This window comes from Flavobacterium mekongense (assembly GCF_047038255.1).
GTDB classification, from domain to species: domain Bacteria; phylum Bacteroidota; class Bacteroidia; order Flavobacteriales; family Flavobacteriaceae; genus Flavobacterium; species Flavobacterium mekongense.
The window spans coordinates 2,933,858-2,957,531 of record NZ_CP174374.1; the positions used below are offsets into that span (position 1 = coordinate 2,933,858).

Sequence of the window (23,674 nt, forward strand, 5' to 3'; positions counted from 1 at the left end):
ATAAGAGCGACAAAACTCAAACGTGGAGCGTCGCTCTTACCAACCTAACCAATAAATAAACAATTTTTAATGCGGTAAATATTTTTCAAACGACTTAGTGTCGATGCGTGCCTTTAAATCGTGTAACAAATTGTACAAACCGAAAAAGGTTCGGTTGATGTACAAGAAATGCTTAGAACCTCTATTGCCGTTCATCTTGCGGAGTTGGGTATCTTTAGAAAACTCTTCTCCCATTTGGGCAATTTTCCCGAAGAAATCGGCATCCGAGAAATCAAAATAATCTCCATGAAACGGCTGCGTGAACAGACTTAACAAGTCGTAGAATATTTTGGTAAAATACTCAATTTCTTTCGGGCTGTCGTCGTGACGCAATATTTCGAGTTCGTATAATTTCTCATTGAACAGCTTAGGATTATTGATGACTTCCGGTTTCGCCAATTCGAAATACGGAACGTAAAATTCTTCCGGTACGTGTTTGATGCAACCAAAATCTATCGCCACCAATCGGCCTTCGGCATCAATCAGGAAATTCCCGGGATGCGGATCGGCGTGTACTTGTTTCAAATGGTGCATTTGGTACATGTAAAAATCCCATAAGGCTTGCCCGATTTTGTCGCCTTTGGCTCGGTCTTCATTGTGCGCTGCAAACTCCGACAAATGTTCGCCTTGTATCCATTCCATCGTTAAAATCTTCTCCGAAGAATATTCCGGATAGTATTTCGGGAAACGCAAATTATCAATTTGACCACACCATTCGGACACTTCCAGACTTTGCTTTAATTCTAACACATAATCGGTTTCTTCCAATAATTTGTCTTCCACTTCTTTGAAATACTTATCGGAATCTTTCCCTTTGATGTTAAACATTCTGATGGCAAACGGTTTGACCAAAGCCAAATCAGAACTTATACTTTCCGCCACTCCGGGATATTGGATTTTCACAGCAAAATTTTTCCCATCCTTGGTTGCTTTGTGTACCTGACCGATACTCGCGGCGTTCATGGCGTCCGGAGTGAAGGAATCATATAAGTCTTCAGGGTATTTCCCTAAATATTTTTTGAATGTTTTACGAACCAAGGGCGCAGACAAAGGCGGCACCGAAAATTGCGATAAAGAAAACTTTTCCACATAAGCCTGTGGCATAATGCTTTTATCCATACTCAGCATTTGGGCTACTTTCAAAGCACTTCCTTTTAAGTTTTTCAGACCATCATAAATGTCTTCCGCGTTGTTTTCGTTCAGCTTGTCGCGGGTTAAAGAAGGATTCACCATTTTTTCGCCATAATAAGCTACATAATTGGTTCCGACTTTAAGTCCGGTTTTCACCAACTGACCGGCGCGTTCTATTTTTCCGGTTGGAATTTTATCTAAGGTTTTCATTTATTGCATTTTTTCTTTCCATAGAAACTTGCCCAAATCGAACAAACTTTCCAAGGGTTTGGTATTTAATAAATCGACTGCCGTGTTTACCGATTTTTCAATCAAAACATCCGTCTTTTCAAAACCTTTAGACGTATCGTCCATCCAAAATTTCAATAAGAATAAGAACTGTAGCCATGCGCCTTCAGCGTAAACAGGTTCGGTTACTTTCGCCACTTTCCCGAATGACTCTGAAGGCTCTGACTTAACTTTATCTACGATATATTTTTTAAAATGGTTTCGGAATTCCTTCAATTGTTTCAAATTCTTCAACCCATCGTGGTTTTCTTTGAGTGCATACATCACATAACTTCGGTTCAAGGTTAAAATTTCGAAGAGTGTGAAGTATAGTGTCAACAATTTATTTTTATCCGAATAGCTTTCAAAAGCTGCTTCTTTTTCTATAGTTGCCACGGCATTTTCAAAAAACTTTACCCAAATATCTTGTTTAACCGCATCAAGTGAGCCGAAGAAAGCATAAAATTCACTTTCCTCTATGTTGTGATTCTTGCAGAAGATATAAGCATTTTTTGGTGCTTCATTGTTTTCCAACACTTCATTCATGTACAACGAAATGATGGCATTGTCATCTACCGTGATTTTTTTTGATTTTGTTTTTTTTGCTGTGGCCATGGTATTCATTTTTAGAACAGTGTAAATTTAATAACGTTTAACTATTTTTAAAAATTATTAAACAAAAAGTTTTGTTAAATGTTGTTCAAAAAAATTGAAAACAAAAGAAAAGCGCTCCCTTTTGAGGAACGCTTTTGACTATTCAGAAACTCAGAAAAACTATTTCCCGGCTTCTTTTTGGGCATCTTGCACCATTTTCTCATTGGCAGTGATGGCAAATTCTACACGACGGTTTTTGCTTCTGCCTTCCGGGGTGTCGTTAGTAGCAATCGGATCAGCTATACCTAAACCAGAAGTTACAAAACGAGAAGCTGCCAAACCTTTTCCAATCAAATACGTTTTAACAGAAGCCGCTCTTTGCTCTGATAAAGTAAGGTTGTACTCCGGAGTTCCGGTGCTGTCGGTATATCCGTAAATTTGAATATTAGTATCCGGATACTGATTGAATACCGGCACCAATTTATCCAAGTTGGCTTTGGCTGCTGCCGTTAAAGTAGATTTGTTCGTATCGAAACGTACCGCATTTTCTCCTAACACCAAGCGAATTCCTTCGCCTACTCTTTCTACTTGAGCGCCCGGTAATGCAGTTTCAATTTCACGGGCTTGTTTGTCCATTTTAGTTCCGATTACGCCACCGGCAACACCACCAATAACGCCGCCTAACACAGCGCCTAAAGCACCATTTCCGCCTTTGCCGATGTTATTCCCTAAAATTCCTCCTAAAACTGCTCCGCCAACTGCACCGATAGCTACACCGCGTTGTTGATTACTCGTATTCTTTACAGTTTCACAACCGGTAAAAACTGTTGATACCATCAATACTGTTCCTAAAATTATAGCTGTTATCTTTCTCATCTTACTTAATTTATTTTGTCAAATTGATACACTACTGCCGTCATTTTACCGGCCACATTGATTTGGTCTACCAACTGAAAGGATTTTTCAGTTTGATTGGCAACTCTTAACACATAACCCGATTTTACGGTTTTGGCTTTGGCTTCATCTAAAATTTTTAAAACAAATTCGCCTTCTTTGTTGATGAACCAAGTAATAGGAGTTGAATAAGCCGTACAACTCGGACTGTTTAAAGTCAAACTTCCTTTGTTACTCATGGAAACGAACTTCCACTTGCTTCCGATAAAACATTTGGAATCCGCTAAATCAAAAGAAGTTACTTTGATAACTTCAGAACCGGGATAATTTACGGATGAGATTACCCATTCGCCTTTAATAGCGGTTTGAGACTGAGAATCCACCTTGGTGCTCGTAGCAGAATTTGTCGATTTACACGACAAAATCAAGACCGATAAAAAACTGATTAAAATAATTTTTTTCATACCTAACAAGTTAAAATTTGTTGGTTACAAAGATACTGCTCTTTTTGAATGCGGTTTAAAAAATTATTCTAATTCGTTGTAGAATTCTTTCTACGTCAATTTGTCATACAAGTGTGGAATGGTATTGCTTTTGAGTATTTGAAATACAAAATTGTATAACCTAAAATTTTAAATATGACAACAGGAAAAATTAATGTATCAGTAGAAAACATCTTTCCGCTAATTAAGAAGTTTTTATACAGCGACCACGAAATTTTCTTGCGCGAATTGGTATCCAATGCTACGGATGCTACTTTAAAATTGAAACATTTAACCAGTATCGGCGAAGCCAAAGTAGCATACGGCAACCCGATTATTGAAGTCAAAATCGATAAAGAAGGCAAAAAATTACACCTCATCGACCAAGGTATCGGTATGACCGCCGAGGAAGTGGAAAAATACATCAACCAAGTGGCTTTTTCAGGAGCCGAAGAGTTTTTAGAGAAGTATAAAGATTCTGCCAAAGATTCCGGCATCATTGGTCACTTCGGATTAGGTTTCTACTCGGCTTTTATGGTAGCCGAAAAAGTGGAGATCATTACCAAATCATACAAAGAAGAAACGGCAGCCCATTGGACTTGCGATGGCAGTCCGGAATTTACCTTAGTGCCTCACGACAAAACCGATCGCGGAACCGAAATCATTTTACACATCGCTGAGGATTCGTTGGAATTTTTAGAAGAATTTAAAATCCGCGAATTGTTGACCAAATACAACAAATTTATGCCGGTGCCGATTAAATTCGGAACCCGTAAAGAAGCGTTGCCGAAACCGGAAGATGCGGGTGATGATTACAAAACCGAGTATATCGACGTAGACAACATCATCAACAACCCAACTCCGGCTTGGACGAAGCAACCGGTGGATTTAACGGATGAAGATTACAAAAACTTCTACCGCGAATTGTATCCGATGCAGTTTGACGAACCGTTATTCAACATTCATTTGAATGTAGATTATCCGTTTAACCTGACCGGAATTTTATACTTTCCTAAACTGGATGCCAACTTGCAAGTACAGAAAGACAAAATCCAGTTGTACCAAAATCAGGTTTTTGTAACCGATAACGTAGAAGGTATAGTACCGGAATTTTTAGTGATGTTACGCGGTGTAATTGATTCACCGGACATTCCGTTAAACGTTTCTCGTTCCTACTTACAAGCCGATGGTAACGTGAAGAAAATTTCGAATTACATTACCCGCAAAGTAGCCGATAAATTGAAATCGCTCTTCAACGAAAACCGCGAAGATTTTGAAAGCAAATGGAACGACATCAAAATTGTGTTGGAATACGGGATGTTATCGGAACCGAAATTCTATGAAAAAGCGGGTGACTTCGTATTATATCCAACCGTTGATGGCAAATATTATACTTTAGCCGAATTGAAAGAAGCCATCAACACTAATCAAACCGACAAAAACGGAAAATTAGTAGTGCTTTATGCTTCTAACAAAGACGCACAACACAGTTACATTGAAATCGCCAGAGAAAAAGGCTATGAAGTGTTACTGTTAGATTCGCCTATCGTGTCGCATTTGATTCAGAAATTAGAAAGTGATAATGAAAACTTGACGTTCACTCGAGTAGATTCTGACCATATTGACAAATTGATTCAGAAAGAAGACACTCAAATTTCGAAACTATCCGAAGAAGAATCAACACAACTGAAAACCGTTTTAGAAGAAATTGTACCGAAAACCAATTATACCGTTCAGTTGGAAGCCATGGACAGCCAAGCGGCACCATTCATGATTACCCAGCCGGAATTCATGCGAAGAATGAAAGAAATGAGTCAAACCGGTGGCGGCGGTATGTTTGGCATGGGCAATTTCCCCGAAATGTATAACTTAGTGGTGAATACCAACTCGGATTTGGCCACAACCATATTGAACACTTCAGACAAATCCGCTCAGGAAAGTTTGGTGAAACAAGCGCTCGACTTAGCGAAAATCTCTCAAGGTTTATTAAAAGGAGAAGAATTGACCGCTTTTGTCAAAAGAAGTTTTGAACTAATCAAGTAAAAAGGGATTAGGGATAAGTAATTAGAAACCTGTTAGTTGAGTCTGGCAGGTTTTTTTATTCAATGTATTTCCCGAACTTCGCAATTCATAATTCGTAATTCGTATTTTTTTATGACACTCTCCATAGAAACTCCAGCCCTGTTATTCTCCGCTACTTCTCTCATATTATTGGCTTACACCAATCGTTTTTTGACCATTGCACAAATCGTTCGCAGTTTGAAAAAACATTATGACGAAAACCATACGCGCAGTATTTTATTGCAAATCAAAAACTTAAACCTGCGGCTTTCATTGATTCGCTATATGCAGCTTTTTGGTGTCTTGTGTTTGTTCTTGTCGGTATTTGCCATGTTGTGTTTGTTCATAGATTGGCATACCGCAGGCATATATCTTTTTGCGGCGAGTTTATTGTGCTTACTGACTTCCTTAGCGATATCTTTTTGGGAAATCAGCATTTCGGTGACAGCCTTGCGCTTACATTTGAGTGATTTGGAAGAGGAAAGTAAAAAATAAAAACCACAAAAAATCCCGATGTTCTCGGGATTTTTTTTGTTATTTACTTAAGTACATTTTTCTTCTGCTATACAACTCGTAGAACTGATCGTCTTTTAAATCGTCTATAAACAAAATGCTTTCTCCTGTGGATTTCATTTCCGGTCCGAGGGCTTTGTTTACATTCGGGAATTTACTAAAAGAGAACACCGGTTGTTTAATAGCATAGCCGCTTAGTTTCGGATTGAAGGTGAAATCAGTTACTTTATTTTGACCTAACATTACTTTCGTAGCATAATTCACATACGGTTCGCCATATGCTTTAGCGATAAATGGTACGGTACGTGACGCTCTCGGATTGGCTTCAATAATATAAACGATATCGTCTTTAATGGCAAACTGGATATTGATTAAACCAACCGTTCTTAAAGCCAAAGCGATTTTCTTCGTATGGTCTTTGATTTGTTGCATCACGAATTCGCCCAAATTGAACGGCGGTAAAGTGGCATTCGAGTCGCCCGAGTGTACGCCACAAGGTTCAATATGCTCCATTATCCCAATGATGTATACGTTTTCGCCGTCGCAAATCGCATCCGCTTCCGCTTCAATAGCACCGTCTAAATAATGGTCGAGCAACAATTTATTCCCCGGTATATTTTTCAGCAAATCGATTACGTGTTCTTCCAGTTCTTGTTTGTTGATGACAATTTTCATGCCTTGACCGCCTAATACATAGGAAGGACGAACCAACAATGGAAAATCCAATACATCGGCTAAAGCTGAGGCTTGATCAGCATTTTCGGCTACACCAAACTTAGGGAACGGAATTTTCAAGTCTTCCAACAATTCGGAAAATCTTCCTCGGTCTTCCGCTAAATCCAAGGCATCAAACGAAGTTCCTAATATTTTGATTCCGTATCGATCTAACTTTTCAGCCAATTTTAAAGCGGTTTGTCCACCCAACTGAACAATCACACCTTCCGGCTTTTCGTGGCGAATGATATCGTAAATGTGTTCCCAAAATACCGGCTCGAAATACAACTTATCAGCCGTGTCAAAATCCGTCGATACCGTTTCCGGGTTACAGTTGATCATGATGGTTTCGTATCCGCATTCTTTGGCGGCTAAAACGCCGTGTACACAAGAGTAATCAAACTCAATCCCTTGTCCGATACGGTTAGGTCCGGAACCTAAAACGATAACTTTCTTTTTATCGGTAACAATACTTTCATTGCTCACCAATCTTTGCCCGTCGACAGTTTGGATTTCGGCTTCGAAAGTGGAGTAATAATAAGGCGTCATGGCTTTGAACTCGGCCGCACAAGTATCAACCAGTTTGTACACGCGATTGATGTTCATTTCTTCGCGCAATTTGTAAACCTGACTTTCCAAACAACCCATCATGTGAGCAATTTGACGGTCGCCGTAGCCTTTTTGTTTAGCTTCGAGTAGTAATTCCTTTGGCAAGGTATCCACTTTGTACTGGGAAATTTCTCTTTCCAACAAGTACAACTCTTCGTATTGTTTTAAGAACCACATATCGATTTTGGTGATTTCGTGGATGCGGCTCAACGGAATACCCATGGCAATCGCATCATAAATCACAAACACTCTATCCCAGCTGGCATAAGTGAGTTTTTCGATAATTTGTTCGTAGTTTTTGTATCCTTTGCCGTCGGCACCAATTCCGTTTCTTTTGATTTCCAAAGATTGGGTCGCTTTGTGCAAGGCTTCTTGGAACGAACGGCCGATACCCATTACTTCCCCAACCGATTTCATTTGTAAGCCCAAAGTTCTGTCGGAACCTTCAAACTTATCAAAATTCCAACGCGGGATTTTAACGATAACGTAATCCAACGTCGGCTCGAACAAAGCGGAAGTCGACTTGGTGATTTGGTTTTGCAATTCGTCTAAGTGATAGCCTAAAGCCAATTTGGTGGCAATTTTGGCAATCGGATAACCGGTTGCTTTAGACGCTAAAGCGGAGGAACGCGATACACGCGGATTGATTTCGATGGCTACGATATCCTCTTTTTCATCCGGCGATACGGCAAATTGTACGTTACAACCTCCGGCAAAGTTTCCGATGGAGCGCATCATCAAAATGGCCATATCACGCATTTTTTGGAACGTCGTGTCGGACAATGTCATAGCCGGCGCTACCGTAATCGAATCTCCGGTGTGGATGCCCATCGGGTCCATATTTTCGATGGAACAGATGATGACTACGTTGTCGTTTTTATCGCGCAAGAGTTCTAACTCATATTCTTTCCAGCCCAATAAAGCCTTGTCAATTAAAACTTCATGTATGGGTGATGCTTCTAAACCACGGGTGAGTAAGTCGTCGAAATCTTCTTTTTTGTGTACGAAAGCCGCTCCGGTTCCGCCCAAAGTAAAGGAAGGACGAATCACCAAAGGAAAGCCAAATTCTTGCGCAATTTCTTTTCCTTTTAAGAAAGAAGTCGCGGTTTTCGCCGGTGCGGTAGGTACGTTTATTTTTTGCAACAATTGTTTGAATTGCTCGCGGTCTTCAGTAATATTGATGGCGTTAATATCTACCCCAATTAACTTTACGTTGAAATCTTGCCAAATCCCTTTTTCGTCGGCTTCCAGACACAAGTTGAGCGCCGTTTGTCCGCCCATAGTAGGTAGTACTGCGTCAATTTGCGGGTGCTCTTTCAGGATTTGGATAATGGATTTGGTAGTTAGCGGTAATAGATAAACATGATCAGCCATGCTGGGATCGGTCATAATCGTGGCCGGATTGGAGTTGATTAAGATGACTTCGATTCCTTCTTCTCTGAGCGAGCGAGCGGATTGGGAACCGGCATAGTCGAATTCGCAAGCTTGTCCGATAACGATGGGTCCGGAACCAATAATTAAAACCGATTTGATGGAGTTGTCTTTAGGCATTTTGTGTTGTAGTTATGTAGTTTAGTTGTTGTCTTATTTTCCGAATGTCCACAGGACATTCTCCTCTTAATATCAAATGTGTGTTATAAGTTGTATGTTGTTGTATATTCTAAACCCTAGCCCCGATGGCAGTGGAAATCCTTTTTATTTTTTCTTTTTAAAAATAAAAAGATTGTAGCGAACAGCGGGAAATAGCTCCTGAAAATTATCAATATTTATGAACAGGTTTAAAAAAAAGCCGCTACTAATAAAAGTAACGGCTTGATATTGATTGATAAAGAATCATTATTTTTTGTGTCTTGGTTCACAAGATACAGTCAATTTATGTCTTCCTTTAGCTCTACGACGCGCAAGGACCTTTCTTCCATTTGCTGAAGCCATTCTGTCCATAAATCCGTGTTTATTTCTTCTTTTTCTTTTCGATGGTTGAAACGTTCTTTTGCTCATTGCTGTATATCTTTAAAATCGTGTAATATTCTGTTCAGGTTGGTTCTTTCAAAACCGAGTGCAAATATACAAACCTTTTTTTTTCCGACAAGAACTTTTTTAAAAATATTTTTAATTCATTTTACTACCTTTGTGCCACAAAAATTTTAAAGACATGTTTCACAGATTTATCAAATTAATCATAGCGGCTTTATTGGTTGCCACTGCCATTTGGCAATTCACGGAAAGTAATATCGGTAATGGTATTTTCTTGATTTTACTAACTGTTATTCCTATCTTTTTGTATTATAAAAACGAATTTATTTTGATGGCTTTCCTGAAATTGAGAAAACAGGATTTTGCCGGCGCCAAAAGTTGGTTGGATAAAATTAAAAATCCTGAAACCGCTTTGGTTAGAAAACAACAAGGTTATTACAACTATTTACATGGCTTGATGACATCGCAAACCAATTTACACCAATCGGAGAAATACTTCAGAAAGGCGATTGAATTGGGATTGAGTATGGATATGGACTTGGCGGTTGCCAAACTAAACTTAGCCGGAATTGCCATGTCGAAAAGACGCAAAATGGAGGCTACTACTTTGCTGAATGAAGCTAAAAAATTAGACAAGCAAAACATGCTGAACGATCAGATCAAAATGATGAAAGAGCAGTTGAAGAAAATCTAATTAGACTAAATTAGACTGACTTAGACAATAAAAAACCATCCTGAATATCAGGATGGTTTTTCATTTTAGTATCTAAGTAATCTAATTTTCTAAAAACCTAAGTAGTCTCCATTAATAGCCTTCCAGCGGAATTTCAATTTCGTAACGCTTTTTGGTTGGGTTAACCAACTTTTTGTCGCGCAGCCACGGATTGTGGATTTTTAATATTTTATAGTTTATGCCTTGTGAAATGGCAAATCCGGTTAAGTCGGTGATGGAACTGTCGACCGCTACTTTTTTGGTTGGGATTTGGGTGTACAAATCGCTTGGATAGATGTTGAAACCGTATTTGGCCGGTTGGCGCATGATTTCTTTCAGCGCCAATATACGGAAGACGTAGCGCGAAGTTTCCTCAGTGAGAGCCAAATCGTAGTAATTATTTACTTTTTGCTCATCTATTCTCTTGGTAATACCGTTCATACCGCCGTTATAGGAAGCCGCAGCTAAAGTCCATGATCCGAATTTTTCTTTGGCAGCCAGTAAATAACGGCAAGCCGCTTCTGTAGATTTTTCCAGATGGTATCTTTCATCCACTATGTCATTTACCTCCATGCCTTTTTCTTTGGCTGTTTCCGGCATAAATTGCCACACGCCTCGTGCGCCCGCTGAAGAAACAGCATTAACCAAACCGCTTTCGATTACGGCTAAATATTTAAAATCATCCGGTACGCCGTATTTGGCTAAAATAGGTTCTATAATAGGAAAAACGCGATTGGCTCTTTTTATAATTAGCGCTGTAGTAGCATCAAGATTGGCATTGATGAGCAACTCACGGTCTAATCGCTCACGAACATCGGAGATTTGCAAAGGTGTTTTTTCTCCGGCAAAATCAACTTCAGTCGGGAAATACATGGCCGAACCTTCGTGCAGTAATTGTTCTTTTTGCGTCCCGGAAATCCCGTAAACCAAAACACCTGACATTACCCCTATGGCTAGCACGGATACTAAGATTTTATTCGTTCTCATGACAGTAATTTTTTTATTTGCAATGACGATTGCTTCAGAATGGTAAAGCTACAAAAAACGAGCCTAAACGACTACTTCTCTAAGATAATTTTAGGTAAATTTTCGTTCAACCATTTGTATTTGCTTAAAATCATGATGTGTGTTCCTCCTTTTACCGGAATGAATTCTTTGATGTATTTGGGTGGAAAAACCTCATCGGCATCGCCGTGGATGTGAATGATATCGGGATCAATTACTTTTCGATTCCAATTGATAATTTGCTCAATAGCCCAATCCAAATAACGCTTATCGCGAACCGATAAAAATTTTTCATACAAAACCAATCGTTGCTTAACTATAGAAGAACCAAAGGAAAACTTGAGTAACGATTCGATATTTTCAAATAATTGTGTCGGGATGAGCTTATAGGCTTTAGTAGTTTTGGCGATTTTAAACCGTCGAGGAAACTCGGTATTGGATTTTACACTCGAAATGATGATCACTTTTTGTGGATTTAAAAAAGCTTTCATTTCTTGAACCAAAACACCACCGAAAGAAACACCAACTAATACGGGATTTTCATGAGTAACTTTAGCAGCAATTCTTTTGGCATAATCCGATAAACTTTCATTCTCCAAAGGAATTTCCCATTCCAATAAATGCATTTCAAAAAGGTCTGTTGGGAGTTGAATACGCTCAAAAATAGTAGGACTCGCCGCCAAACCCGGCATGAAGTAAACATGTATTTTAGTCATTATTTAACTGTAGACTCGTTAATTATTAGTAAATTTGCCTAAAAATAATCCTTTTATTTTACTTGATGATGAACACAACGTTAATTTCAGAAAAAATGGAAATTAAAGACAACACCTTTGCTCGGCAGTTTGAAACATTGGTTGATGGAAAATTGATTTCTGTTGAATATTCTTTCCAAGAAAAAAAAATATTCCTGACCAGAATTAATACTTTTGACGGCTTTAATGATGAAGAATTGATTAATGAATTGCTGAAAAACATTATGGAAATCGCCTACGAACGCAAACTTAAAGTGGTGCCAATTTTACCTAAGATTGCGCTTTTCTTCCGAAAAAATTCGACGTACAAAGATTTGTTACCACCGGGTATTAAAATCTAATTTGAAATAATTTTTAGTAAAGTCGCCCTTCAAGGCGACTTTTTTTATAGATTTTAGTATTTTTATGCAATGAATACAGCCGACTTCCAACAAGAAATAATCCACTACTTCGAGAACATCGACAAATATTACGGATCAAGAACCGAAATTACGGAAGGCCTATGCTCCGACATCCACAACTTAGATGCCAATCTTACCACTTGGAATTTATCAGAATTCGAACTGATTCGTTCCGCCTATCGCAACACCGGTGATAAGTTTATGATGGAGGGTCAAAATATGTATTACGAAATATCAGCTGATAGAATAGTTGCCTTTCAACAACTGGGCAGGCATAAATTTGAATTTATAGAGCAATACAGCGAGACCGTTTTTCGCATCACCAAAATTCGTTTTCATTATAAATATTGAAACCAAAACCAAAAATTTTCGGCTAAAAACCTCAGCTATAGTAAGGTTCTGTCAACCAGAAAAACCGAAACTTAAAATTACCTTAATTTTTTGGCATCAAATTTGGATTGGTCCGAAACAGAAATAATACCCTTGGCAAATCCGGAATGCTGACCATTATTTTTAGTTAAAACATCAGTATTAATTTTTCTAAAAACTTATTCCCATGAAAAAAGTTCATTTTTTTTCAGCAGTCCTTGTCATGCTTATTTTTGCCGGCTGTAAACAAGGCGCTATGTACAGCGAAGCTTCTGCGGACACTACAGCCGTGGAAGCTGCCGACAACGAAACTCTACTACCCAATCCCGACGATGCAGTTACTGCCAACGAAAACACCGAAAGCTATACCGAGCTTGTAGAAAACCCTTTTGAATCCCCTAAAACTGCTCCATTATCGACTTTCTCTATTGATGTTGACAATGCCGCTTACACCAACATTCGCCGATTCATCAATAACGGCCAACCCGTTCCTAAAGATGCCGTTCGCGTGGAAGAAATGGTCAACTTTTTCAAATACCAATACCCACAACCGGTAGACGAGCATCCGTTTTCCATCAACACTGAGTATAGCGAAAGTCCTTGGAATGCAGAGCATAAATTATTGCGCATTGGTTTACAAGGTAAAAATATCCCAACTCATAACTTACCACCATCCAACTTGGTTTTCTTAGTAGATGTTTCCGGTTCAATGAGCGACGACAACAAACTGCCTTTATTGAAAGAATCGATGAAAGTATTGGTTAAAGAATTGCGAGCCAAGGACAAAGTTGCTATAGTAGTTTATGCCGGTGCTGCCGGAGTAGTTTTGGAACCAACTTCGGGCGATGATAAAGAGACCATTATCGAAGCTTTTGACAACTTAAACGCCGGTGGCAGCACAGCCGGTGGCGAAGGTATTGAGTTGGCTTACCAATTGGCCAAACAAAACTTTATCAAAGACGGAAACAACCGAGTGATTTTGGCTACCGACGGTGATTTCAATGTAGGCAAATCCTCCGACGCCGACATGGAAGATTTGATTGAAGAAAAAAGAAAATCGGGTATATTTTTGACTGTATTGGGTTACGGCATGGGCAACTACAAAGACAGTAAAATGGAAATCTTAGCCGACAAAGGCAATGGTAATTATGCTTATATCGACAACATCCAAGAAGCCAATCGCTTTTTAGGAAGAGAATTCAAAGGTTCGTTATTTGCGATTGCCAAAGATGTAAAAATCCAAATTGAGTTCAACCCAAAACACGTACAAGCCTACCGCTTAATTGGCTATGAAAACCGAAAACTAAAAGCCGAAGATTTTAAAAACGACGCAATTGACGCCGGAGAATTGGGCAGTGGCCACACTGTTACCGCTTTATACGAAATCATTCCAGCAGGTGTAGACAGCGATTTTGTGCCTTCGGATTTGAAGTACACCAAAGTCAAAACCGATAGTGAAAGTCAGTACAGCGAAGAATTGGCGACTATTAAATTCCGATACAAAAAACCAGATGGCGAAAAAAGCATCGAGATGATTAAAACGATTGCAGACCGCACTGTAACTTTGGCGCAAAGTTCAAAAGATTTCAAGTTCAGCAGTGCCGTAGCTTGGTTCGGATTAAAGTTAAGAGATTCCAAATACATCTCCGAAAAATCAACCGACGATATCAAACGTTTGGCACAATCCGGCTTAAGTTATGACGAAGATGGCTACAAAGCCGAGTTCATACGGTTGGTCGAAGCCATTAATTAACACCAAAAAGAAACCCTGATTGTAAAAATCAGGGTTTTGTATTTATACGGTAACGTTGGTAAAAGCCATGCGGACAGCGCCGTCTTCATCGATGTGCGTGAGCTGAATTTCGTGCAAGGTATTAACCAAATCAGGATTCCAAGGCGTTTTTACTTTGACGTAGTTTTCGGTAAAACCTTGAATGTAGCCTTCTTTGTTTTCGCCTTCAAACAAAACCGTTCTGTGCGTACCTATCTGACTTTCGTAAAAAGCACGGCGTTTTTTCACCGATAAGCCACGAAGCATTTTGCTACGTTTTGCTCTGACGTTCATCGGCACTACACCATCCATCAAAACGGCTTCAGTATTGTCTCTTTCTGAATAGGTAAAGACATGTAAATACGAAATATCCAACTCGTTTAAGAAGTGGTACGTTTCTAAGAAATGCTCATCCGTTTCGCCCGGAAAGCCTACAATTACATCCACACCTATACAAGCGTGCGGCATCACTTCGCGGATTTTATTTACCCTATCGACGTAAACTTCGCGCAAATAACGGCGTTTCATTTTCTTTAAAATATCGTTACTGCCGCTTTGTAACGGAATATGGAAATGCGGCACAAAAGTTCGGCTTTGTGCTACAAACTCGATGGTTTCATTTTTCAATAAATTCGGTTCGATAGAAGAAATGCGCAAGCGTTCTATGCCTTCCACTTCGTCTAAAGCTTTCACCAAATCAAGAAACGTGTGTTCGTGTTTTTTGTTGCCGAATTCGCCTTTACCGTAATCGCCGATATTCACACCGGTTAGTACAATTTCTTTGATGCCTTGTTGGGAGATTTCGTAAGCGTTTTTCAGTACGTTGTCTAAGGCATCGCTGCGAGAAATACCACGGGCCAGTGGTATAGTACAATAAGTACATTTGTAATCGCAACCGTCTTGTACTTTTAAAAAAGCACGAGTTCTATCCCCTATAGAGTAACTACCGACATAAAAATCGGCTTCTTCGATTTCGCACGAATGTACTTCGCCCATTTGGTTTTTGGACAAGTCGTTGAGATAATCGGTGATTTTAAATTTTTCGGTAGCACCCAAAACCAAATCGACACCGTCAACAGCGGCCAGTTCTTCCGGTTTTAACTGAGCGTAACAACCTACCGCGGCAACGAAAGCATTTTCGTTGAGCTTTAGTGCTTTTTTTACAACCTGTTTGAATTGCTTATCCGCATTATCGGTTACCGAACAAGTATTGATGACATAAATATCGGCTACTGCTTCAAAATCAACGCGTTCAAAACCTTCGTCTTGGAAATTTCTCGCAATAGTAGAGGTTTCAGAGAAATTCAATTTGCACCCTAAAGTATAAAAGGCGACTTTCTTTTTGTTTTCCATAAGCTTGCTCAATTGATGAAATCGTTGTCAAAAATTGAGGGTACAAATATACTCAGATATTTTTGTTCCTTATAAACTGTTGTGAAATTTATTCAACATCATCAATCGACGCACCTATGTTGTCAATAGATTCAATTTCAACCACTTCAGACTTCCATTTCTTATCTAAAATGAGATACAAAATATAGCAACACAAAAGCCCAACAGGGATATCCATAAACCTTATTACCAAATTGTTTTCAAAGTCGATTCCCCAACCCAAAAGCTCATTGAGGACACCTAAAATCATTCCGATAAAAAATAAACCGCCCACATAAGCCAAGATTCCAAACCAACCGTTGTGCTTAGACTTACCGTAACTTATTGCAAGTTCAGAAAACTTCTTCCAAACGAAATAAAAAAATAAAATACTCAACATAACTTATTCCTTTCGATATTTTTGTGTGATTTCAAATACGTGTTGCAAAATTTTAGCGTCTTCATCGGTAAAGGCGACATTGCGTCGTGCCATTACAATTTTAGCCGTTTGAAAAGCTTTGTTGGTCATATATGTAGTAAAACCGGATGCGCCACCCCATGAAAAGCTTGGCACAAAATTACGAGGAAAACCGGCACCGAAAATATTAGCAAAAACCCCAACAACCGTACCGGTGTTGAACATCGTATTGATACCACACTTGCTGTGGTCACCCATCATTAAACCGCAAAACTGCAAACCGGTTTTGGCAAAACCTTCTGTTTCATAACTCCACAAACGCACTTCTTCGTAGTTGTTTTTTAAGTTTGAATTGTTGCTGTCGGCACCGATATTGCACCACTCGCCCAACACAGCATTGCCTAAAAATCCGTCGTGACCTTTGTTGGAATAACCCATCAAAACAGAGTTACTCACTTCACCTCCAATAACGGAATGCGGACCAACAGTAGTAGCGCCATAAACTTTAGTCGCCAATTTCACCCTACCCGATTCGCACAAGGCAAAAGGTCCGCGGATTACTGAACCTTCCATGATTTCGGCATTCTTGCCAATGTAGATTGGTCCTGTTGACGCGTTTAGAGTGACAAATTCCAACTTAGCGCCTTCTTCGATAAAAATATTTTCGGGGGCTATTACGTTGACACTTTTAGGAATGGGTAACGAATGTCTGCCTTCGGTAATCAAGTCAAAATCCTCTCTGAGAGCCGCATCGTTTTTGGCAAAAATATCCCAAGTATGTTCAATTTTAATTCCTCCCTCTGTGCATTCTATAATTTCATAAGCTTCAAAATCAACTTCTTCCTGCGTATCGTTGGTATAAAATGCGACCACTTCTTCACCTTGGAAAATCGCTTGGTTTTTCTCTAAACCCTTTACCATCTCAATCAAAACTTCATTCGGCAAAAAGGAAGCATTAATCATAACATTATCCTCCATTTCTACCATCGGAAACTTTTCCGAGAGATATTCTTCTGTTAAAGTTGTAGTGGTGTAACCGAGATACTTTTCCCATTTTTCACGTATGGTTAAGATTCCAACTCTAATATCGGCTACCGGTCTGGTAAAAGTAAAGGGCAACAAGGCATTGCGCACTGTTCCGTCAAAAAGTATATAGTTCATTGAAGTTGCGAGTTAAAAAAGTTGCGAGTCCAAAGTTTATAAAAAAAATTCGTTTGGCAAGGTTTCGGGACAAAGTTTATTGCATAAAAAAACCACTCACTTTCGTGAATGGTCTTTCTAAAATTTGAACACTGAAACTACTATTTAGCGTGTTTAGCGTATTTGCTTTTGAATTTATCAATACGTCCGGCAGTATCGATAAGTTTAGATTTACCAGTATAAAATGGGTGAGATGTTCTTGAGATCTCCATTTTGTACACCGGGTATTCAACACCTTCGTGAACGATAGTTTCTTTAGTTTCTACTGTAGATTTAGTGATAAACACATCTTCGTTAGACATGTCTTTGAAAGCAACTAATCTGTAATTTTCCGGGTGAATTCCTTTTTTCATGATAAATCTTTTTATGTTTTTGAAGTAGTTCGTTTTGAAGCTTTCTACTCGAAAGGTGTAAACTGGCTACAACTTTTAATTATTTGTTTTTTTTATTTGAGTGTGCAAAAATACAATTTTTTTATAAAAATCAAAGCTAAGTGTAACTTTTTTTAATTGTTTTAAACTTACTACTTAGTAATTGTGGAATTACTATATTTGTTAATTAATTTAAAAATGTCCTTTACTATGGAAAATATTACTTCACCGTCAAAGTCTGCTGTTCAATATGGCGTATTGTTTGGCCTTATCATGATTGTTGAATTTGTGATTTCTTATGTTTTAAATATTGACCCAACCACCAACAAAGCTTATGGCATAGTGGTCAATCTGATCAACTTCTTGGTTTTGCCTATCGCGCTCATATTAGTTGGTTGTAACAATTTTAAAAACAAAATCAACTCCGGATTTATTTCTTTCGGTGAAGCCATTAAAATAGGAGTTGTTATCTGTGTTATCGGAGCACTTGTTTACGGTATTTTCTCTGCTGTCTTTAATATGATTTTCCCGGAGTTTATGGAGGAAATTTTAAGAAAAACCAGAGATGTAATGGTGCAACAAAACCCTGAAATGTCTGAAGAACAATTAGAAATGGCCCTTTCTTGGACAAAAAAATTCATGAGCCCGGCCATTGCCATTCCAATTACCATAGTTATGTACGCCTTTATTGGTTTAATCTATTCACTAATTATCGGTGCCATTGTAAAAAAAGAACGTCCGCAAAGTTTCTAATTGAATGAATTTATCCATCATCATTCCGCTTTTAAACGAGCAGGAATCTTTACCCGAATTACACCAATGGATTGTCAAAGTTATGACAACCCACAACTATACGTATGAAGTTATCTTTATAGACGACGGAAGTACCGATAACTCTTGGCAAATTATTACCGATTTATCCAAAAACAATCCCAATGTAAAGGGTATTCGATTTCTGAGAAATTTCGGGAAATCGCAAGCTTTACACGCCGGTTTTGCCAAAGCCAATGGCGACGTGGTGATTACTATGGATGCCGATTTACAAGACAGTCCGGATGAAATTCCGGATTTGTACAATATGATTATGCAGCAAAATTTCGACTTGGTTTCGGGCTGGAAGAAAAAACGCTACGACTCGGTTGTTGCCAAAAATCTACCTTCTAAACTATTTAATTGGGCGGCTCGTAAAACCTCGGGCGTTTATTTGAATGATTTCAATTGCGGGTTGAAAGCCTATAAAAACATAGTCATCAAAAACATAGAAGTTTCCGGCGAAATGCACCGTTACATTCCGGTATTGGCTAAAAATGCCGGTTTCGGAAAAATCGGTGAGAAGGTTGTTATCCATCAAGCACGAAAATACGGCGAATCCAAATTTGGCATGAGTCGTTTTATCAATGGATTCTTGGATTTAATTACGATTTGGTTTTTGTCGCGTTACGGCAAAAGACCGATGCACTTGTTCGGAGCTGTTGGTGTCCTGATGTTTGTCATCGGATTTTTAGCAACCGGTGCTATTATAACATTAAAATTAATCAAACTCTATTCGGGCTACCACACCATTCTAGTGACCGACAATCCCCTATTCTACATCGCTCTGACGGCCATGATATTGGGCTCGCAATTGTTCTTAGCCGGATTTTTGGGAGAAATCATTCTGAGATCCAAAAACAACGAAGAGCGTTATAAAATTTCGACTGAAGTAAATTTGTAATTTATTTCAAATAATATCCACGATATGCATATTGATCAATCCATATTAGACAAAGTGAACGAATGGTTGACGCCAACCTTCGACAACGATACTCAAAACCAAATCAAAGAAATGATGACCACTTCTCCTAAAAATTTGGAGGAGAGTTTTTATAAAAATTTAGAATTCGGAACCGGCGGTATGCGCGGTATTATGGGCGTTGGCACCAACCGAATCAACAAATACACTTTGGGTAAAAACACCCAAGGCATTTCAGAATACTTAAAAAAATCGTTCCCCGGAGAAGACTTAAAAGTGGTCATTGCCTACGATTGTCGCCACAACAGTGACACTTTAGGAAAAGTAGTAGCCGATGTGTTTTCGGCCAATGGCATTAAGGTTTTTCTTTTCTCAGAAATGCGACCTACTCCGGAACTTTCTTTTGCTTTAAAACACTTAAACTGTCATGCCGGAATTGTTTTAACGGCTTCTCACAATCCGCCGGAATACAATGGTTACAAAGTATATTGGCAAGACGGTGGGCAATTGGTGCCGCCACAAGACGGCGAAATTATTGAAGTAATTGAACGTTTAAAATACAACGAGATTAATTTTGAAGCCAATGAAAGCTTAATCGAATACATCAGCACTGAAGTAGATGACGCTTTTGCCGAATCCACTGTAGCCAATGCGAGTTTTAACACCTCAGCTTCGGCTAAAGCAGGATTGAAAATTGTTTACACTTCGCTGCACGGAACTTCTATTAAAATGGTGCCGAATGTTTTAGCCAAAGCCGGTTATACCAATGTAAATATCGTAGCGGAACAAGCAGAACCCAATGGGGATTTCCCAACGGTGGTTTCGCCTAATCCTGAAGAACCGGAAGCCTTGACAATGGCGCTTGCGTTAGCGGAAAGAGTAAATGCAGATATCGTTTTCGGTACCGATCCGGACAGCGACCGATTAGGTGTAGCGGTTCGTGACCATCAAAACAACATAATACTACTCAATGGCAACCAAACTATGGTTATCATGACGCATTATTTACTGGAACAATGGCACAAAGCCGGCAAAATTAACGGCAAACAATTTATCGGTTCTACTATCGTGTCTACGCCTATGATGTTGGAGTTGGCTTCGGCTTACAACGTAGAATGTAAAGTAGGCTTAACCGGTTTCAAATGGATTGCTAAATTCATCAAAGATTTTCCGGAATTGCAATTCATCGGTGGCGGTGAAGAAAGTTTCGGCTTTATGGTAGGCGATGCCGTACGCGACAAAGATGCCGTTGGTGCTATTTTATTAATGTGTGAAATTGCTGCCCAAGCGAAAGAAAACAACAGCTCGGTTTACGAATATTTGCAACAAATGTATGTAGATTTCGGTTTTTACAAAGAGCACCTGATTTCACTGACCAAAAAAGGCATTGAAGGCGCTAATGAAATCAAACAAATGATGATTGACTTGCGCGAAAATCCCGTTTCCGAAATCAACGGTCAAAGGGTAATCATGGTAGAAGATTACCAAAATTCAAGCGCCAAAAACTTATTGAGCGGTGAAGTTGAAACGCTAGCAGTACCAAAATCCAATGTATTAATTTATTATTTGGAAGACGGTTCGAAAATTTGTGCCCGACCAAGCGGAACAGAGCCGAAAATTAAGTTTTACTTCAGTGTAAATTGCGCCATAGACAACTTAAACGACATACCGGAAGCGGAAAAACAATTAGACGAAAAAATTAAAAACATCATTGCTGAGATGCAGCTGAACTAATGGATGAGAATTTAAAAAAGATTATTCCTTTTGCTAAGAAGTATAAGAGTAACGTTGTTTGGAATGTTATTCACAACATCTTATATGCGCTTTTCGGCACCATAGGAATGGTCATGATTTTTCCGGTATTGAAAGTACTTTTCGGCAATGAAGAAAAAGTAACACAATTGCCAACTTATGAAGGAATCGGAAAGCTAGATGACTACCTGAATGATACTTTATTTTACTATGTAAATTACTTTTCGGAAACGCACGGTCCTAATTATGCTTTGTTATTGACCGTTTCTATTGTTGTAGTAACCTTCTTGTTTAAAAACTTGTTCGGTTATTTAGGCTTGCAGAATTTAACCAAATTAAAAACAGGCGTTTTGCGCGATTTGCGCGAAAAAATGTTCAAAAAAATCATCGAGCTGCCTGTTCCTTACTATTCAGAAAAAAGAAAAGGAGACGTCATGGCTCGTATGTTGGGCGACATTAACGAAGTCCAAAATTCGTTCTTCATGGTTTTGGAGCTCATTATCAAAGAACCTCTTACAATAGTTTTCTCTTTGATAGCCATGATTAACATTAGCTGGAAGTTAACGCTGTTTGTTTTCATTTTCATTCCTGTATCGGGCTTTATCATTTCTAAAGTCGGAAAATCGTTAAAGTCTAAATCCAAAAGTGCACAACAGGAAAACGGTCATTTGATTTCGGTGGTGGAAGAAACATTATCTGGATTAAAAGTGGTAAAAAGCTACAATGCCGAAAATTATTTCTCTAACACGTTCAACGACTCAATCAACCGTTTGTACAAACTAACCAACAGCATCGGGAAGAAAAACAATTTAGCTTCACCGTTATCTGAATTTTTAGGAATCGTGGTCATCTCCATATTACTCTTTTACGGCGGTAATTTGGTCTTGGTTGATAAATCGCTTGATGGTTCTTTATTTATTGCTTACATCGGCTTGGCTTACAATATTTTAACACCTGCCAAAGCCATTTCTAAAGCATCTTATCAAGTTAAAAATGGTTTGGCCGCTGCAGAACGTGTTTTTGAAGTATTGGAAGTAGAAAATACTATAACTGATAAAAATAACGCAGTCACTGTTGAGCAGTTCAATCATCAAATCGAATTAAAAAACATCACCTTTGCTTACAACGAAGAGTCGGTATTAAAAAACTTTTCTCTAACAATTCCTAAAGGTAAAACAGTGGCCTTGGTTGGACAATCCGGTTCCGGGAAAAGCACAATCGCCAATTTATTAACTCGTTTTTACGATGTTAACGAAGGAGAAATTCTAATCGACAACCACAACGTGAAAGACGTAACGATGAAGTCGTTGCGCGGGCTAACCGGTTTAGTGACGCAAGACAGTATCATGTTTAACGGTTCGATCAGAGATAATATTCGTTTGGGAAAATTAGATGCCACCGATGCAGAAATCATCGAAGCCCTCAAAATTGCCAATGCCTACGAGTTTGTCAAAGATTTGCCGGGCGGAATTGAAACTAACATAGGCGATAGCGGGAACAAACTGTCGGGCGGGCAAAAACAACGTTTGTCAATCGCTCGAGCGGTATTGAAAAATCCTCCGATCATGATTTTGGACGAAGCTACTTCTGCTTTGGATACAGAAAGTGAAAAATTTGTACAAGTAGCTTTGGAAAATATGATGCAAAACCGAACTTCAGTAGTTATTGCGCATCGTTTGTCTACCATTCAAAAAGCCGATTTGATTGTAGTAATGCACAAAGGAGAAATTGTTGAGCAAGGCACTCACGATGAATTATTAGCGAAAAACGGCACCTATTCTAAATTGGTGGCCATGCAATCGTTCGAATAGTTAAATAGGCTGGTACTCCACCGCTTTCCACTCTTTGCTTACTAAATCGAGGTAAAAATAATGCAAACGGTCTTCTTTATCAAAAGCACCGTTTTTGTTTGTATCGTCGACTGTTCTGAAGTATAATCTGTTGCGACTGTCCACAACACTCCAATCGATTAACTCGTGAAAATCAACCGAAATCTTGGTGAATTTTTTTCCGGAAATCTCACTTAAATACAACGATTTAATATCGTTATTGTCCAATTTTGCATCTTTATTGGTATCCATATCGACCAAGGTGTAAACCATCAATTGCTTTTTGGTTTTATCAGCAGTCGATTTCAAATAAGTAGCTGTTTCGATCAATAAATTGGCGTCACTTAGGGCGTAAATGGTGTCCTTCCCTATTTCCTGAAACTTCAAATTCTTGAGATAACCTGAAATTTGATACTCGCTGTAATTAGAAACGGTATATCCTGTATTGGAATCATAAGAAGCTTTGATACCTTTCTTATCACCGGATACTGTCCCAACAGGAAAAATTAAATAATTAGTCCCGTCCATATTAATAGGCAAATCAGCTATCTCAATTTGAGTGGTATCTTCTGGCACTACGGTTTTTGTTTTTGAAGCATCCTCCTGATAAATCACTTTAGGCTTTGGTGTTTCTTCTTTTTTACAGCTAATTAATGTTAGTCCTAAAACCATGACGGCTATATAGCAAGTGTATTTTTTCATCTCAGCAA

General features: G+C 38.8%; 23 protein-coding genes. 10 read left to right on the plus strand and 13 right to left on the minus strand.

Features of this window, described 5'->3' with window-relative positions:
- Positions 1-66: 66 nt before the first annotated feature.
- The 4 genes from ACJG85_RS12805 to ACJG85_RS12820 form a co-directional block, all read right to left on the minus strand.
- A complete protein-coding gene (locus ACJG85_RS12805) occupies positions 67-1,380 on the minus strand; it encodes an ABC1 kinase family protein (RefSeq protein ID WP_412464476.1) in 1,314 nt (437 codons plus the stop codon).
- Positions 1,381-2,052: a TetR family transcriptional regulator C-terminal domain-containing protein gene (locus tag ACJG85_RS12810; RefSeq protein WP_412476595.1), complete on the minus strand. Its 672-nt coding sequence runs from the start codon at positions 2,050-2,052 to the stop codon at positions 1,381-1,383. It lies immediately after the preceding gene.
- Positions 2,053-2,211: 159 nt separating this feature from the next.
- A complete protein-coding gene (locus ACJG85_RS12815; protein ID WP_409679735.1) occupies positions 2,212-2,907 on the minus strand; it encodes an OmpA family protein in 696 nt (231 codons plus the stop codon).
- 5 nt (positions 2,908-2,912) lie between these two features.
- Positions 2,913-3,389 carry a hypothetical protein gene (locus ACJG85_RS12820; protein ID WP_412464478.1) on the minus strand — a complete coding sequence of 159 codons (477 nt, stop codon included), beginning with the start codon at positions 3,387-3,389 and terminating at the stop codon, positions 2,913-2,915.
- Between the two features lie 174 nt (positions 3,390-3,563).
- Here ACJG85_RS12820 and htpG point away from each other — a divergent pair, with 174 nt between their 5' ends.
- Together htpG and ACJG85_RS12830 are read left to right on the plus strand one after the other, a co-directional pair.
- Positions 3,564-5,450: a molecular chaperone HtpG gene (gene htpG / locus ACJG85_RS12825; protein WP_412476596.1), complete on the plus strand. Its 1,887-nt coding sequence runs from the start codon at positions 3,564-3,566 to the stop codon at positions 5,448-5,450.
- Between the two features lie 111 nt (positions 5,451-5,561).
- Positions 5,562-5,963 carry a DUF2721 domain-containing protein gene (locus ACJG85_RS12830; RefSeq protein WP_412476597.1) on the plus strand — a complete coding sequence of 134 codons (402 nt, stop codon included), beginning with the start codon at positions 5,562-5,564 and terminating at the stop codon, positions 5,961-5,963.
- Between the two features lie 39 nt (positions 5,964-6,002).
- On the opposite strand, the gene carB is transcribed toward ACJG85_RS12830, so the two are convergent.
- Entirely contained in the window at positions 6,003-8,855 is a 2,853-nt protein-coding gene (carB, locus tag ACJG85_RS12835; RefSeq protein WP_409679723.1) for a carbamoyl-phosphate synthase large subunit, read from the minus strand.
- A 285-nt stretch (positions 8,856-9,140) separates the two neighbouring features.
- Positions 9,141-9,302, minus strand: coding sequence for a 50S ribosomal protein L34 (gene rpmH, locus ACJG85_RS12840; RefSeq protein WP_007136275.1), 162 nt, complete (start codon positions 9,300-9,302; stop codon positions 9,141-9,143).
- A 154-nt stretch (positions 9,303-9,456) separates the two neighbouring features.
- Here rpmH and ACJG85_RS12845 point away from each other — a divergent pair, with 154 nt between their 5' ends.
- Positions 9,457-9,972: a DUF2892 domain-containing protein gene (locus ACJG85_RS12845; RefSeq protein WP_409679714.1), complete on the plus strand. Its 516-nt coding sequence runs from the start codon at positions 9,457-9,459 to the stop codon at positions 9,970-9,972.
- A 111-nt stretch (positions 9,973-10,083) separates the two neighbouring features.
- Here the strand turns inward: ACJG85_RS12845 and ACJG85_RS12850 are convergent, their stop codons facing one another.
- The gene (locus ACJG85_RS12850) at positions 10,084-10,977 is read right to left on the minus strand and encodes a lytic transglycosylase domain-containing protein (protein ID WP_409679711.1); all 894 of its coding nucleotides are present in this window, start codon (positions 10,975-10,977) and stop codon (positions 10,084-10,086) included.
- Between the two features lie 71 nt (positions 10,978-11,048).
- Positions 11,049-11,711, minus strand: coding sequence for an alpha/beta hydrolase (locus ACJG85_RS12855; protein ID WP_409679708.1), 663 nt, complete (start codon positions 11,709-11,711; stop codon positions 11,049-11,051).
- 95 nt (positions 11,712-11,806) lie between these two features.
- Between ACJG85_RS12855 and ACJG85_RS12860 the strand changes: the two genes are divergently transcribed.
- The 3 genes from ACJG85_RS12860 (at position 11,807) to ACJG85_RS12870 (ending at position 14,273) form a co-directional block, all read left to right on the plus strand.
- Positions 11,807-12,091 (plus strand): GNAT family N-acetyltransferase, encoded by a 285-nt coding sequence (locus tag ACJG85_RS12860; RefSeq protein WP_395632440.1) that lies wholly within the window; start codon positions 11,807-11,809, stop codon positions 12,089-12,091.
- A 69-nt stretch (positions 12,092-12,160) separates the two neighbouring features.
- Entirely contained in the window at positions 12,161-12,502 is a 342-nt protein-coding gene (locus ACJG85_RS12865) for a hypothetical protein (protein ID WP_412476598.1), read from the plus strand.
- A gap of 205 nt (positions 12,503-12,707) precedes the next feature.
- Positions 12,708-14,273 carry a vWA domain-containing protein gene (locus ACJG85_RS12870; protein WP_412476599.1) on the plus strand — a complete coding sequence of 522 codons (1,566 nt, stop codon included), beginning with the start codon at positions 12,708-12,710 and terminating at the stop codon, positions 14,271-14,273.
- A 42-nt stretch (positions 14,274-14,315) separates the two neighbouring features.
- Here ACJG85_RS12870 and mtaB read toward each other — a convergent pair whose 3' ends face one another.
- The 4 genes from mtaB to ACJG85_RS12890 all read right to left on the minus strand — a co-directional run bounded on the left by mtaB (position 14,316) and on the right by ACJG85_RS12890 (position 17,633).
- Positions 14,316-15,644 carry a tRNA (N(6)-L-threonylcarbamoyladenosine(37)-C(2))-methylthiotransferase MtaB gene (gene mtaB, locus ACJG85_RS12875; protein WP_412476600.1) on the minus strand — a complete coding sequence of 443 codons (1,329 nt, stop codon included), beginning with the start codon at positions 15,642-15,644 and terminating at the stop codon, positions 14,316-14,318.
- A gap of 88 nt (positions 15,645-15,732) precedes the next feature.
- Complete coding sequence (locus ACJG85_RS12880) at positions 15,733-16,062, minus strand: hypothetical protein (RefSeq protein ID WP_412476601.1); 330 nt, start codon at positions 16,060-16,062, stop codon at positions 15,733-15,735.
- A 3-nt stretch (positions 16,063-16,065) separates the two neighbouring features.
- On the minus strand, positions 16,066-17,241 hold the full coding sequence (locus ACJG85_RS12885; protein WP_412464485.1) for a GlmU family protein: 1,176 nt from the start codon (positions 17,239-17,241) through the stop codon (positions 16,066-16,068).
- A 140-nt stretch (positions 17,242-17,381) separates the two neighbouring features.
- Positions 17,382-17,633 (minus strand): type B 50S ribosomal protein L31, encoded by a 252-nt coding sequence (locus tag ACJG85_RS12890; protein WP_290875361.1) that lies wholly within the window; start codon positions 17,631-17,633, stop codon positions 17,382-17,384.
- A 228-nt stretch (positions 17,634-17,861) separates the two neighbouring features.
- Between ACJG85_RS12890 and ACJG85_RS12895 the strand changes: the two genes are divergently transcribed.
- Genes ACJG85_RS12895 through ACJG85_RS12910 form a run of 4 tightly spaced genes read left to right on the plus strand, consistent with a single transcriptional unit; the run spans position 17,862 to position 22,946 of the window.
- Positions 17,862-18,404, plus strand: a complete 543-nt coding sequence (locus tag ACJG85_RS12895; protein WP_409679692.1) for a DUF4199 domain-containing protein — start codon at positions 17,862-17,864, stop codon at positions 18,402-18,404.
- 4 nt (positions 18,405-18,408) lie between these two features.
- Positions 18,409-19,365: a glycosyltransferase family 2 protein gene (locus tag ACJG85_RS12900; protein WP_412476602.1), complete on the plus strand. Its 957-nt coding sequence runs from the start codon at positions 18,409-18,411 to the stop codon at positions 19,363-19,365.
- Positions 19,366-19,389: 24 nt separating this feature from the next.
- The gene (locus ACJG85_RS12905) at positions 19,390-21,117 is read left to right on the plus strand and encodes a phospho-sugar mutase (RefSeq protein ID WP_412464487.1); all 1,728 of its coding nucleotides are present in this window, start codon (positions 19,390-19,392) and stop codon (positions 21,115-21,117) included.
- Positions 21,117-22,946, plus strand: coding sequence for an ABC transporter ATP-binding protein (locus ACJG85_RS12910; protein ID WP_412464488.1), 1,830 nt, complete (start codon positions 21,117-21,119; stop codon positions 22,944-22,946). Before ACJG85_RS12905 ends, ACJG85_RS12910 begins: the two co-directional genes overlap by 1 nt.
- Here the strand turns inward: ACJG85_RS12910 and ACJG85_RS12915 are convergent, their stop codons facing one another.
- Positions 22,947-23,666, minus strand: coding sequence for a hypothetical protein (locus ACJG85_RS12915; protein ID WP_412464489.1), 720 nt, complete (start codon positions 23,664-23,666; stop codon positions 22,947-22,949). It lies immediately after the preceding gene.
- Positions 23,667-23,674 lie beyond the last annotated feature (8 nt).

Bases quoted from the DNA above. Each gene is read 5' to 3' on its own strand.
- ACJG85_RS12905 (WP_412464487.1), top strand. From the start codon at position 19,390: ATGCATATTGATCAATCCATATTAGACAAAGTGAACGAATGGTTGACG.
- ACJG85_RS12895 (WP_409679692.1), top strand. From the start codon at position 17,862: ATGGAAAATATTACTTCACCGTCAAAGTCTGCTGTTCAATATGGCGTA.
- mtaB (WP_412476600.1), bottom strand. From the start codon at position 15,644: ATGGAAAACAAAAAGAAAGTCGCCTTTTATACTTTAGGGTGCAAATTG.
- ACJG85_RS12900 (WP_412476602.1), top strand. From the start codon at position 18,409: ATGAATTTATCCATCATCATTCCGCTTTTAAACGAGCAGGAATCTTTA.
- ACJG85_RS12885 (WP_412464485.1), bottom strand. From the start codon at position 17,241: ATGAACTATATACTTTTTGACGGAACAGTGCGCAATGCCTTGTTGCCC.
- ACJG85_RS12890 (WP_290875361.1), bottom strand. From the start codon at position 17,633: ATGAAAAAAGGAATTCACCCGGAAAATTACAGATTAGTTGCTTTCAAA.
- ACJG85_RS12880 (WP_412476601.1), bottom strand. From the start codon at position 16,062: ATGTTGAGTATTTTATTTTTTTATTTCGTTTGGAAGAAGTTTTCTGAA.
- ACJG85_RS12830 (WP_412476597.1), top strand. From the start codon at position 5,562: ATGACACTCTCCATAGAAACTCCAGCCCTGTTATTCTCCGCTACTTCT.
- ACJG85_RS12865 (WP_412476598.1), top strand. From the start codon at position 12,161: ATGAATACAGCCGACTTCCAACAAGAAATAATCCACTACTTCGAGAAC.
- carB (WP_409679723.1), bottom strand. From the start codon at position 8,855: ATGCCTAAAGACAACTCCATCAAATCGGTTTTAATTATTGGTTCCGGA.
- ACJG85_RS12820 (WP_412464478.1), bottom strand. From the start codon at position 3,389: ATGAAAAAAATTATTTTAATCAGTTTTTTATCGGTCTTGATTTTGTCG.
- ACJG85_RS12915 (WP_412464489.1), bottom strand. From the start codon at position 23,666: ATGAAAAAATACACTTGCTATATAGCCGTCATGGTTTTAGGACTAACA.
- rpmH (WP_007136275.1), bottom strand. From the start codon at position 9,302: ATGAGCAAAAGAACGTTTCAACCATCGAAAAGAAAAAGAAGAAATAAA.
- ACJG85_RS12815 (WP_409679735.1), bottom strand. From the start codon at position 2,907: ATGAGAAAGATAACAGCTATAATTTTAGGAACAGTATTGATGGTATCA.
- ACJG85_RS12860 (WP_395632440.1), top strand. From the start codon at position 11,807: ATGGAAATTAAAGACAACACCTTTGCTCGGCAGTTTGAAACATTGGTT.
- ACJG85_RS12845 (WP_409679714.1), top strand. From the start codon at position 9,457: ATGTTTCACAGATTTATCAAATTAATCATAGCGGCTTTATTGGTTGCC.
- ACJG85_RS12910 (WP_412464488.1), top strand. From the start codon at position 21,117: ATGGATGAGAATTTAAAAAAGATTATTCCTTTTGCTAAGAAGTATAAG.
- ACJG85_RS12870 (WP_412476599.1), top strand. From the start codon at position 12,708: ATGAAAAAAGTTCATTTTTTTTCAGCAGTCCTTGTCATGCTTATTTTT.
- ACJG85_RS12810 (WP_412476595.1), bottom strand. From the start codon at position 2,052: ATGGCCACAGCAAAAAAAACAAAATCAAAAAAAATCACGGTAGATGAC.
- ACJG85_RS12855 (WP_409679708.1), bottom strand. From the start codon at position 11,711: ATGACTAAAATACATGTTTACTTCATGCCGGGTTTGGCGGCGAGTCCT.
- htpG (WP_412476596.1), top strand. From the start codon at position 3,564: ATGACAACAGGAAAAATTAATGTATCAGTAGAAAACATCTTTCCGCTA.
- ACJG85_RS12850 (WP_409679711.1), bottom strand. From the start codon at position 10,977: ATGAGAACGAATAAAATCTTAGTATCCGTGCTAGCCATAGGGGTAATG.
- ACJG85_RS12805 (WP_412464476.1), bottom strand. From the start codon at position 1,380: ATGAAAACCTTAGATAAAATTCCAACCGGAAAAATAGAACGCGCCGGT.